This window comes from Leptothoe sp. EHU-05/26/07-4, assembly GCF_043421015.1.
GTDB classification, from domain to species: Bacteria; Cyanobacteriota; Cyanobacteriia; order Phormidesmidales; family Phormidesmidaceae; genus Leptothoe; species Leptothoe turfae.
In genome coordinates, this window is the sequence record NZ_JAXSQV010000007.1 from 618,409 (window position 1) to 630,185 (window position 11,777).

Sequence of the window (11,777 nt, forward strand, 5' to 3'; positions counted from 1 at the left end):
ACTTCCTTAATTAATGGCAGGGGCATTACAGGCTTGAGCATTTGGCAGACCGAGCATTTCGCCCAACGAGAAACAGGTAAAGGGATTTTCAGGAATGGGGATGTCTCCGGCGGCCACCCAGAACCGTAAGCTTTCAGGGTCAAATACCACCTGGCGGAGGGAGCCATTGCCGCCGATGCTGGTGTTGTCGTCATAGATCGATAGATCACTGACTTCACCTGTATTGGGATTGGTGCGATCGCGCAGTACCTGTACCACTTTCTCAGGGTTCATCTGGCCATAGAGCGACCGGGAGCCACCGGGCTCTAACAGCTGCTGAAAACTTTTGAAACGACTAAAACTAGACTCGCCATAGGTGCGATCGCGACCTACATAATCTGGGTCAGCAAAATGGTTGGTCATATACAACACACCATCATCACTGAGTTCCCGCAGCCCCATCTCATCCCCCAGCAGTTCAAACACTCCCGCCTGCTTAGATTTATAGTCGGAAATAATCACCAGGTTCGACCGCATCCGCTCATGGGAAGTCATAATCGCTTTAGCTTCGTCGTAGGTGCTGGCATACTGCGCCACCTGGGCCATCAGCTGCACTGTACTACGCCCCTGCAGCGAAACCTCTTCATAATCCGCCGGGCGAGACGTGTTGTTAGATACAACGATGCCCTCTGCATTAAGCCCCGCATTGGGCCACACCACACCGGGAATCGCAATAAACGCATGGGGAATTCCCTCATTGGGCTGACGGATCATAATCGTCGGGTGATCAATCCAGTAGGGAATCGGCTCTTCTCCATTGTCCAGAGTCCAACCGTGGTACATTTTCCCATCTACTGTGGCGCTACCAGAGGTAATAAAGTGAGCACAGCCAACATTAAACAAAACATTGGGGATCAAGTGTGTGAAATAATCCTGATACACATCCCCAAGGGCCAGAACCATGCAACCGTGATAATTGAGGTCACTCCCTTCTGCACCGTCAGCAAGACCGCGACATTCCTCTGCCACACCGGGAAACGACCGTTTTCGAGCCAGCCGAGAAAGGGCCAATCCACGACCCAAAAAATTTAGGGAGGAAATCACTTCACGCCCCATAGAAGCAATCTCATCCTTGAGTAAACTGCCTTGTTGGTAACCCATCTCGTAGGGCGTTCCCTGGAGCCAAACCACCTTGATTTTGCCGTAATCTTCTCGGTGGGATGGCACTGGTTGCCAGGTGCCGGTTTTAGGCTGCCATGGGCTAGCCACGATGTCAGTAGGTGTCTGGGCCAATGATATTTGTGAAGCGCCCAACGTACTTGAGACAGAAAACAGGCCTGCCACCAAAAGAGCAATGGCCAGAAATCTGAGCTTACGATTTATAGAATGGCTCCATAGATGCTTAATGCCTTGCATAAGGGTAGTTACCTCAGCCGTTAATAGGGTCAGTATTGTTCCACTTTTTCCTAACTTGAGAAGTGTAAACCATGGCCTCTCCACCGAATCCTCGGGAAAACGATGATTTTTACATTTCAAGCCTGATTCTTTACAAGGGTTAAATTCATGGGTCAAACGATCAGAATGAAAACCCAATACATTGATGGAACGGACCCAACCTTTGAATGGGAGCCTCACCCTGAGGATGGTCAGACTGTCAATATGGCAAGTAATCTTCAAAAAGTCTTAATTAAGATTCTGTTGTTGAACAGCCCTTTGATCTAGAACCATCGTTTGACTCTAAATGTACAATGGTCAGGCTAGTGGTAGTAGGCTATGTTTCGAACCAAACATCAAAAAGCGGGTGTCAATGCCCAGGCAGCCTTGAACCAGTCGTTGTCTAAACCTCTTCTATACGTACTGGCCCATGGTGAAGCTTCCGGTGATCCTGGCCAGATTAATCAAGCTGTTTTTAAGGGACAAACAGATGTATCAATTGCCCGTGGGGAGCTTGAATTAAGAAAGGCGATCCAATCCTTGGCCTTTATCACTGAGACCAGTATTAATTCATTGCCGACGCTAACCGCGTTGTCACTACCAGGGGCGGCCATTCCCCTATTTTGGACAATTCATACGTTTCTTCAACATCAGTATGAGAAACCTGGTTTAGATAATCGTATTAATCGCCGTAACCACGATGCCCGACTGCTGTTTAAGCAGCTAGCCCAGCTGGATCTATCGCCCTGGTATGCTCAATCGGTCACTCAGGTCGCGCCTGATAACTTACCTGCTGAGGTGCATTTTCCCCCTGAACATCCGATCCCAGGACAAATGTATCGACATTATCCCTACAACATTAAGGATAAGGGCCATCTTTACTACCCTGTAAACAACTATTTTTCAATGTTGTTTGAGGAACGAGAGCAAGAACTGATCACGCTATTAAGTGATTTAGGTGCCACTCAAATTATTATTGAGTCAGTGAGTGGTGATGAAACGGTGGCGGATAAAGAGGGATATCGCAAGGTCTTTGAGTATGCCCCCCGTCCCCTCACGGCCCCCAATGCTATTAACGTCCAGGGATATCACTGGTTAGCCTATGAGCCGACATGGCAATCGGTGTTAAACGAACGTTTTCGGGGACTGACATCGATTGAGTTTACGTTTGATATGGATGTGATGGGATTGTTGAGAACCCAGATTCAATCCATCGATCAGCTGATGTCTGAGCTGGATTCGATGGTGCCACCTGCTGACTACAAGGAGGTCATTTACCAACAGGTGATCAAAGTTCGCCGCGTACATGTGCAGTTTGGATGAAATCTTTCCATTTTATGGAAGAGACCCGTCTAATCGCCCTGTTTGGTTTGGCTGACAAGGTTCGAGAACAAGTGCGCCAAGCTGTTGATCGATTACAGCAAATGGGTCTGTAGGTCGTGATGATTGCAGGGGATGCTGAGGCTGTAGCCAAGACAGTCCCTGAGGATATCGCCAAGGAGAATAGTGCTCAGGTGTGAAACTTAATCCTAGTAAACTTCTGAGTTTTGGTCTGTTTGCCAAGTCATCCACAATGGGTATCCATTGCTATCTCGCAGTTCAATGGTGCGGTTGGCATGGTTGATGGCTGAGGCCGCAAAGGTTGTTTCTCCACCCCAGGCACCCCGAATGCCCGTCACTTCAATCGTGTCATCCGTGGTGATGTTGACCTCTTGGTTTTCTAAATACCAGGCTGGACCCAGGTGAACTCTAAAAGTCTCTTGGTCTGTTTCAACCTGTAGCCATATGCCTTGTCTTGAACCTACTCGCTCAATATTAGTCACGCGACCACCGATTGTTTCCAGCGTACTGGCATCATAGGCTCCGTTGTACATTGGGCAGGGGCCTATGCCACCCCAGTGCCTACCACCATGTCTATGCCCATGTCTATGGCCATGTCTCCAACCATGACCTTGGCCTCGTTGTGCATGTCTGGGCACCACCCAATCAGACTGAGCATTTGAAGAGTCAAACATCGGTCTGTTTACCATTTGTGCTCTTAGGGGTGTGGCGATCAGAGCGAAGTAAGTTAAACCAGCTCCAGCTAAGGCGGGAAGAGTAACGTAGGCAATGCGGCGTTTCATAATACGCTCTCCCTTAAGCTCTAATATTGCTTACGGTTCTAGTATAAAGCCTCTAGCTGACTAAAGGCTCCAGTGGTTGTTATAAAAATTAGCGGCTCACTTCGGTTCAGGATCTCAACTGAGCCAAATGCGTTCACCTCATTGCAATAATCTGACTTGAGAGGCTTCTGCCCGCTTTGTTCTACGTCGCATTCGCTTAACAGTTTCTGTTACATCGTCTACCAAGGAATAAACGACTGGCACAACCACAAGGGTCAAAATTGTGGACATCACTAGACCCCCTAAGATGACAGTGGCAATGGGAGAATAGGCATCCATACCGGTTTCTGGGAAAAAGGCCAGCCGGACAATCACAATCAGGGTGGTGACAGTGGTCATGATAATGGCTTTGAGGCGGATAGGTCCGGCCTGGCGGATTGCGATCGCACGTGGCACCCCCTCCTTCCGCTTGGCTAAAATCAGCTCCAACAACAGAATTGCCGCCGACAGTGAAATCCCCGAAAGAATCACAATTCCTAGAATCGATACGGTGGACAGGGTGTGATTAAACAGCAACAACGCACCAAATACCCCCACCAGCTGCAGTGGCACGGACAACATCATCACCAGGGGATGTATAAACGAGCCAAACTGAATCACCAAAATGATATAAAGCAGCACCAGCGACACCAGTAATCCTTTCAGCAACCGGGCAAATTCGATCATCATGTCGGTCATATCGCCCATGGAGTCGATGCCATAGCCCGGTGGAAAGCTCAGTTCTTGACCGGCCTGCATTGCGATCGCCATGGATAAATCCATAGACGCAGGTCCATTCTTGCGGTAATAGCCATTTACATACACCACCCGTTTACCATTCACCCGCTCAATCAATGTCGGACCCTGTTGCGGTTCGATCGTCGCCACCACGCTCAGCGGCACCTGTTGGCCTGTTGTTGTCGTGATGTAGGTATTTGACAGATCCTGCATCGTGCCGCGAGCATCTTCGTCGTACCGCACCAGAATGGAATTCTGTCGCAGGTTGGGACGATTGTAGTAGCGGCGCGTCATGCCGCCATTGAGAGCGTAGTACGCCTGCTGAGACACCGCCTGTACCGTTAACCCTAGCTCCTGGGCACGACGGCGATCAATATTGAGCCGATATTCGGGCTGGGAGAGGGCTGAGCTTGTAAACGGCATCATAATGTTGGGGTTGGCCTCTGCAATGTCTAAGACCCCCTGAGCCAGGCGATGCAGTGTCTCTAAGTCATCGCCATATACCGCCAGCTGAATGGGAGCCGCAGAGGTGGCCATCACATCCACGCCCATTTCTTTAATGGCAATGCGGCGGGTACCGGGAATCGTCCGTTTCGCTTCGGCTTCAATGCCGTCCATAATCTCCCAGATGTCGCGCTGACGTTCATCCAGGGGAGTAATGGTAACCGTCATTGATGCGGTATTCACACCGCCCATGCTGTAACCCGTAAAGTAGGTGCTGTTCCGCGTTAGCTCAAAGCCTATCTGGGAAGAGACTTTCTCCACCTCCGGCTGTTGCAAGATAATTTCCTCAAACCGACCTGCCGCCGCATTGGTGGCTGCAAACGAGGTACCTGCCTCCATTTCTAAGGTGGCGACAAACTGTCCCGAATCCCCCAGGGGCATCATCTCCTGGGGAATAAGACCGTACAGCATGATCGCCAGCACCACCGAAGCCCCAGCGATGGCCAGGGTAATCTCTCGGTTTCGCATACACAGGTCTAGCAGCCAGGCGTAGCCCCTTTCCAATCTGTTAAAGCCAAAACGAACAGGTGTCGTTAGCACCTGTAGCCAGGTTTGTCGCTTCGGTTTGTCGCTGTGGGGCTTGAGGGTAAAGGCTGCCACCAGAGGAATCAGCGTAATCGACACCAGCAACGAGGCCACAAAGGCAAACACCATCGGCCACACAATGCCCACAAACATCAGACCTGTGAGACCACCCGAGAGAATAGTGGGCACCAGGGCCGCAATCATCACACAGCTCGCCGCAGCACTGGCTAAAAAGACGTCTCCAGTCCCCTTAATCGCCGCTTGCACGGGCATCAACCCTGCCCGTAACTTTTGGTCAATGGAGTCGAGCACAATAATGGAGTCATCCACCAGCTTACCAATGGCCATCATCATGCCAATCAGCGTGGAGGAATTGAGGGACATGCCGATGGGGATAAACGGCAGGGTGGAAAGGGCCAGGCTGGTGGGAATGGAGATCATGATGATAGCCGTGGACCGAAAGTCTTCGAGAAAGACTAACATGACCAGCCCTGCTAACACGACGCTTACCAACAGCTCCTGGAACGTGCTGCTGACAATCAGGTTGACCAGGTAAGAGTTGTCATAGGCTTCCTGGAATTCGATGCCAGGATACTCGTTTTGGATAGCCTCCAGTTCCATCCTGACCCGCTTGATCACCTGGGGTGAGCTAGAGTCTGGCCGCTGAATCACATTGACCGCGAGGGCCGATTCTCCATTATAGCGGTAGCCGCTGCGGCGCTCTTCATAGGTGTCTTTGACCGTCGCCACATCCCGCACATACACCACCCGACCATTTTGTTCTAAAACGGGGTAATCCATCACCTCAGCTGCCCCCAGGGTTCGCTCGTCGGTGCGAACCAAAATTTCGCTATCTCCCTGGGTTAGGGTACCTGCACTCTGGCTAATGTTATTGGCATCAATGGCATCTCGCACTTGCACAATGGAAAGACCATAGGCTGCCAGCTTCTCGCGGTCTACAATGATCTGCAGTTGACGACGATAGCCTCCAAAGATGGACACGGCCTGCACATCTTCCACCTGTGTCAGGCGATCCACTAACGCATTGTCAGCAAATTCCCTCAGCTGCAGAGGATCCCAGTTCTCACCCTTGAGTGCTAACGTCAGCACGGGTCTGTTTAGCGGGTCAATGGGCAGCACCCAGTAAGATCTAAAGTTAATGCCATCAAATAACAGATCGCCTTCGGCTGCCGTCATGATGTTTTGCACTGACTGCACAGCCTTATCGACATTGCCTCCCCAGGCAAACTGAATGGTGACGATGGAATTGTCCTTTTGGGAACTAGACCGGATAAATCGCACCCCGTCCAGTACGCTGAGCCGCTGCTCGATAGGTTTGGTGATATAGGTTTCAATTTCCTCTGGAGATGCACCAGGAGCCATGGATACCACCGACACCAGCGGGCTTTCCACATAGGGCATCATCCGCACTGGCAAGAGAAATAGCGTCAGTAACGACAGCATAATCACCGTAATGTAAAGAGCGGTGACAACAACTGGATTTTTGATAGACCAGTGGGTGAGAAATTCTTTCATAGAAAGTGTTGGGAATGACTAGGGACGCTAAAAAACGAAGAGATTGCCCTAATTAGTGATCAAATACCGTTGGCTTCGGCTTCGCTCAGCCAACTCTTATTCGCTCAGCCAACTCTTACAGCCAGCGTCCCCTGAGCGGAGTCGAAGGGGACATTGACAAAGGCAGTTCATTTTCTGATGGCTGAATCCAGCTATTGTACTTCAAACATAAAGTAAGCTTTGCCCTCTTGCTCCCCTTCATTAACAGTGGTGTTAACGGCCCACATGCCCGCCATACCAAGGTAAGTCGTGACCTTATACTGACCCGGTTCAGCATCCGGTGAAACTTCCGCTTCAGTGGTCATATCCTCCATATCCTCCATGGGCATAAAGATCTCCACTTTCAGGTTTTCAGTGGTGACAGGTTCACCTGTGGCGGTATCTTTCACGGCAACCAGAAGTTCTGCATCTCCTATGGGTACCGCATCAGGGCTCACCAGGGTAATCTCTACATTACCTTCGCTGGTGGCTTCCATTCCCTCCATGGTGTCCATTGCCGCTTTATCATCAGTGACGGTTTCAGCAGTATCCGGTGCCTCTGATGTAGTGGCGTCAGGAGTGGATGCTCCTGCACAGCCAGTGACCAACGCGCTGACTGCAATTAGACTCAATAACAGGTTTTTCATGGTCTTATTGATTCGAATGGGGGTATGTGTAACTGAGAGAAGTGTGTGAGCAGCAAAACCTATTTCACTGGCACGGTGAGGCGGGCTTTGCCAGCCTGTTCGGCATCGGTCACGGTGGCTTCTATAATCCAGTCACCTCTCATGCCTAAATGGGTGTTAACTTTGAATTCTCCGGGGTTGTCTGTGGCCGCCAACTCCACTTTGGCCATCATCGGTGCCATGTTTTTCATGGGCATGGTGATGTCGAAGGCTATGTCATCGGTAGACACGGTTACCCGTTCTTCAGTCTCCGTATTATTTAAGACAAGGGTGAGTTCATTTTTTCCAGCTTTTACCGTGTCAGGACTTACCAGGGAGAGTTCTAATGCACTGCCTGTGGGACTTACAAAATCATCGGTGGGGTTACCCAGGGCATCAACAACGGTCACGGCTCCCCCTTCGATCAATCGACTGTTTCCCGAGGTAATGATCCGATCGCCGGGTTGCAGACCGTCGGTAATCTCGATGCGATCGCGACTCATCATCCCCGTTGTCACCCGTCGTCGCTGGGCGTTACTGCCATTCGCGACCCAGAGCGCCGCCTCACCGTTAAAGTCCACCACAGCTTTTTTCGGTACCGAGAGCGCCTCGGTGCGTCGCTGAGTGATAATCTCCATATCCACAAACTGCCCGGAGAGTAGTCGTCGCTCCGGGTTATCCACCACAGCTTCCACAGTAACTGTTCGGGTCTCTAAATCCGCTTGGGGAAAAATGCTGGTAATCTCCCCTTGAATAACGCCTGTATCCGTGCCCTGGATCTTCGCCAAAATTGGCGTTCCCACTCGGATTTGATTGGCATCCTGTTGAGCCACATTGGCCTGAAGTCTCACCTGCTGATAGTCGCCAATCTTGAAAATCCCCATTCCAGGCTGCACCACAACACCTGGATCGGCCATGCGGGCTTGCACAATGCCGCTAATCGGGGCTGTAATTTGGGTGTAGCCCTCAAATGCAGATGCCGTCTCTATCTGAGCACGGGCACGTTCTACCTGAGCCTGATCGCTGGCCACCTTGGATTGCAGACGTGTGAGTTTGGCCTTAGCGCCCTCTAACATGGCTTGTTTGGCATTTACCTGGGATGCCGCCAAATCATACTGAGATTGAGATGTGGCCCCTTCTGCCGTGAGGGTCTTAAAGCGATCTCGTTCGAGCATGAGATAGTCCAGATCCGCCTGAATTTGGACAATTTCCTGTTGTTGTTCTTCTAGCTCAAACTGGCTAGCGTCAGCCGCCGCAAGGAATGCCGTGGCCGACGCCTGGGCTTCACTCGTCTGGCTGACCCGCTCAAGGGCATCCAAGTTAGCCAACAGCTGCCCCGCATCGACCCAGTCACCGGGATAAATAGCATAGTTTGAGAGCTGACCCGCCACACGGGGATAAACAGTAACCTCTGTGTAAGGCAAAATTGCTCCGGTATAATTAACACTGACATCCAGCGGAGCCGCCTTTACTACCTCTACGGTAACTGGTGTTGGGTTGAAGGCTCCATCCACCCGCATCATCTCATCATGGGACATGCCCTCCATATCATGGCCGCCCATGTCGTGGTCTTCCATAGCAGACGAGGAGAGAATATGGGTGGCACCGACAATGCCTGTACTCAAAACAGCAAAAACGCCTAACCCCAGTAGGGCTTTACCCGATGACTTCCACCAGGGTTGGGGAGGTGCTACATGTTCAGGCTTGTAATCTTCTTCTGATATGGGTTCTTCAGTAGATTCAGGGGGATAATTCATTACACTGCGATGCGACTTCAGTGTGCGCAGTTCAGACTATATCGGTCAATTGTGAAATCAGAATGAAATGTTATCGATAAGTGCCAGCTAAACCACGTCTAGACCTGGAGTTTCCTCTACGACAAAATTCCAGGTCTGGATGTGGTCAAGGTCAACTCAGGCAAATTTGAATCTTCATCCTCATTGGCATTTTCCTCATACTCACCTACGGGAGCCCGGAGAACATAACCAATCCCTCGTACAGTCTTTATCAGGCGTGGTTCTCCAGTAGCTTCTAATTTGTTTCTGAGACTGCGCATACACACATACAACACATCTTAGAGACTAGTAAAATACTATGGGCTTCCATAACACACACCTTTTATATCAACGCGTTTCTCACGATAAATGTGTGCAATGAAATCATGATGAAATTGGCAGGGAAACTGTAAACGTGCTGCCTTTACCGAGCTGACTAGAGACTGTAATGGTGCCTCTATGGGCTTGGGCAATGGCGGTTGCGATCGCAAGCCCCAAACCCGAATTTCCCGTCTGTCGAGATCTGGCCGTATCCACCCGATAAAACCGATCAAAGATTTTTGCCTGATCGCCTGGCGCAATACCTACACCTGTGTCTGTCACTAAAATGAGTGCCTGCTGTTGTTGTTGCTGAAGCGTGAGAGTCACACGTCCGCCTTCTGGCGTGTAGGTTAGGGCGTTGTTGACTAGATTGAGTAACAACCGATAGAGATTTTCTTCATCACCTAAAATAGTGACTACAGAGTCGGTTTGCACAGCAATATCTAAGGTAATCTGCTTCTGCAAGGCAAATGCGGCCATCTCTTCGGCAATATCATGGATTAAATCCACCAAATTACAATAGGCCTGCTTAGTGGGATAGGACTGAATATCCAGCTTCGAGAGCAATAGTAAATTACTGACCAGGTTGGAAAGCCTCTGGTTTTGGCGATGAATTACCCCCAACGTATCTTGAGCTTCCGCTTCTGATAAATGGGGTAATCGCAAGACGGACTCTACAGTAGCCCGAATCGCGGCTAAGGGCGTACGTAATTCATGGGCGGCATCCGCCGTAAATTGTTGAATCTGGCTGTAGGAACGGTAAATGGGGCGCATGGCCAGAGTAGCTAGCCACCAACTGGCTGGAGCTACCAGAAACAACGCCACTAATAATCCTAGCAAAATTCTCCAGCGGACTGACGCCAGGTATTCGTCAAAATCTTGAAATGAGCGTCCCACGACTAAATAGGCCCAACTTTCTGATTCAACAGCCGTTAGACTTACAGTTGGAGAGACATTAGGAAAGAGTTCTAAGGCAACTTGGTGGTAGTGTTGATCATTAGCATCCCATACGGTTTGCCAGGTTGCTGTCGGCACGGCAACGGGTATGCCTTGAGGTCGATCTCCAGCTGTTGCTAACAGTTTACCTGTCGGGCTGATGATGCGAATGTAATAGCTTTGAAGATAGGGACTACCGGGTGTTTGTTGCGTAGGTTCCAGGCAATGCTGGTCAGCAAGACATAAATCAGGGAGTAGTTGGGGCGGTAGCTGTTCCAGCTGTTGCTCATCGGCAAGAGTCACTTTCAAGGCATTCTTAAGCGCATCGGCAACAGATTTAATTTCCCGATCAATCGTGACTTCATGGGCATGGGCAATGGCACGATACATCCCAAACCCTAATAATGTCAGAATTACCCCCATAACACCGGCATACCAAGCTGCTAATTGGAGGCGTGATCGTCGGAATAGTTGATTTTGGGGTTTACTCGCTCGGCGGCGGGGTAAATCGATATCCCATGCCATATACAGTTTCAATCGTGTGGTCATACGGTCCCAGCTTACGCCGTAGCAAACGCATTTGAGCAGCCACCACATTACTGCTGGGTTCAGCGCCGATTTCCCATAGTTGAGTCAACACCTGATCGCGGGTGAGAATTTGATTGGGATGCTCCATAAAGTACTGCAACAGTTGAAACTCTTTTTGGGTGAGTTCAATTTGTTGTTCGGCGGATGTTCTTGGATGCAGAAAGGCGAGTCTGCGATCGCAATCTAGCAACAATGGTCCATGCTGTAGCTGGGCTGTCTGAAACGCCGAAGGTCTGCGCCGCAGCGCTCGCAGCCTTGCTAATAGCTCCGCCATACTAAAGGGTTTAACTAAATAATCGTCAGCCCCAGCATCCAGGCCCGTAATCCGATCTTCGACACGGTCCTTAGCAGTTAGCATCAGCACCGGTAAACTGTAGCAGTGCTGCCGTAACCATGCACATAGCTCAATACCGGAATGTCCCGGCACCATCCAGTCAAAGACACCTAATGTATAGAGGGAAATATCGTGCTCTAAATAGGTGAGTGCATCGTTTCCAGACTGCACCCAGTCCACCACATACGCTTCTTGGCTAAGGGTACGTTTAATCGCCTTACCAAGATCCGGTTCATCTTCAACGAGCAGAATGCGCATCAATCAACATTAGATAACCAGAGAG

Annotated in this window: 9 protein-coding genes and 1 pseudogene; 2 read left to right on the forward strand and 8 right to left on the reverse strand. The window is 50.3% G+C overall.

The window, feature by feature from the left end; all coding sequences use genetic code 11:
• Positions 1–6: 6 nt before the first annotated feature.
• On the reverse strand, positions 7–1,479 hold the full coding sequence (locus U2F10_RS27170) for a C45 family autoproteolytic acyltransferase/hydrolase (RefSeq protein WP_163668440.1): 1,473 nt from the start codon (positions 1,477–1,479) through the stop codon (positions 7–9).
• A gap of 63 nt (positions 1,480–1,542) precedes the next feature.
• On the opposite strand from U2F10_RS27170, the gene U2F10_RS27175 reads away from it, so the two are divergent.
• The gene (locus U2F10_RS27175; protein WP_499873820.1) at positions 1,543–1,701 is read left to right on the forward strand and encodes a hypothetical protein; all 159 of its coding nucleotides are present in this window, start codon (positions 1,543–1,545) and stop codon (positions 1,699–1,701) included.
• A 51-nt stretch (positions 1,702–1,752) separates the two neighbouring features.
• A complete protein-coding gene (locus U2F10_RS27180) occupies positions 1,753–2,736 on the forward strand; it encodes a hypothetical protein (protein WP_163668438.1) in 984 nt (327 codons plus the stop codon).
• A gap of 206 nt (positions 2,737–2,942) precedes the next feature.
• Here the strand turns inward: U2F10_RS27180 and U2F10_RS27185 are convergent, their stop codons facing one another.
• From U2F10_RS27185 to rppA, 7 genes and pseudogenes are all read right to left on the reverse strand, one after another.
• Complete coding sequence (locus U2F10_RS27185) at positions 2,943–3,536, reverse strand: MamS/MamX family magnetosome protein (protein WP_163668436.1); 594 nt, start codon at positions 3,534–3,536, stop codon at positions 2,943–2,945.
• Positions 3,537–3,674: 138 nt separating this feature from the next.
• The gene (locus U2F10_RS27190) at positions 3,675–6,857 is read right to left on the reverse strand and encodes an efflux RND transporter permease subunit (protein ID WP_163668435.1); all 3,183 of its coding nucleotides are present in this window, start codon (positions 6,855–6,857) and stop codon (positions 3,675–3,677) included.
• 191 nt (positions 6,858–7,048) lie between these two features.
• A complete protein-coding gene (locus tag U2F10_RS27195) occupies positions 7,049–7,522 on the reverse strand; it encodes a FixH family protein (protein ID WP_499060136.1) in 474 nt (157 codons plus the stop codon).
• 59 nt (positions 7,523–7,581) lie between these two features.
• The gene (locus tag U2F10_RS27200; RefSeq protein ID WP_163668431.1) at positions 7,582–9,297 is read right to left on the reverse strand and encodes an efflux RND transporter periplasmic adaptor subunit; all 1,716 of its coding nucleotides are present in this window, start codon (positions 9,295–9,297) and stop codon (positions 7,582–7,584) included.
• A gap of 215 nt (positions 9,298–9,512) precedes the next feature.
• A pseudogene (locus U2F10_RS27205) lies at positions 9,513–9,611 on the reverse strand (helix-turn-helix domain-containing protein); the annotation flags it as partial.
• 88 nt (positions 9,612–9,699) lie between these two features.
• Positions 9,700–11,097, reverse strand: coding sequence for a two-component system sensor histidine kinase RppB (gene rppB / locus U2F10_RS27210; protein ID WP_163668428.1), 1,398 nt, complete (start codon positions 11,095–11,097; stop codon positions 9,700–9,702).
• Positions 11,057–11,752, reverse strand: coding sequence for a two-component system response regulator RppA (gene rppA, locus U2F10_RS27215; protein ID WP_163668426.1), 696 nt, complete (start codon positions 11,750–11,752; stop codon positions 11,057–11,059). Before rppA ends, rppB begins: the two co-directional genes overlap by 41 nt.
• Positions 11,753–11,777: the final 25 nt, after the last annotated feature.

Excerpts from the sequence above, each read along its gene's own strand:
- U2F10_RS27195 (WP_499060136.1), bottom strand. The coding sequence starts at position 7,522 with ATGAAAAACCTGTTATTGAGTCTAATTGCAGTCAGCGCGTTGGTCACT.
- U2F10_RS27175 (WP_499873820.1), top strand. The coding sequence starts at position 1,543 with ATGGGTCAAACGATCAGAATGAAAACCCAATACATTGATGGAACGGAC.
- U2F10_RS27200 (WP_163668431.1), bottom strand. The coding sequence starts at position 9,297 with ATGAATTATCCCCCTGAATCTACTGAAGAACCCATATCAGAAGAAGAT.
- rppB (WP_163668428.1), bottom strand. The coding sequence starts at position 11,097 with ATGGCATGGGATATCGATTTACCCCGCCGCCGAGCGAGTAAACCCCAA.
- U2F10_RS27190 (WP_163668435.1), bottom strand. The coding sequence starts at position 6,857 with ATGAAAGAATTTCTCACCCACTGGTCTATCAAAAATCCAGTTGTTGTC.
- U2F10_RS27180 (WP_163668438.1), top strand. The coding sequence starts at position 1,753 with ATGTTTCGAACCAAACATCAAAAAGCGGGTGTCAATGCCCAGGCAGCC.
- U2F10_RS27185 (WP_163668436.1), bottom strand. The coding sequence starts at position 3,536 with ATGAAACGCCGCATTGCCTACGTTACTCTTCCCGCCTTAGCTGGAGCT.
- rppA (WP_163668426.1), bottom strand. The coding sequence starts at position 11,752 with ATGCGCATTCTGCTCGTTGAAGATGAACCGGATCTTGGTAAGGCGATT.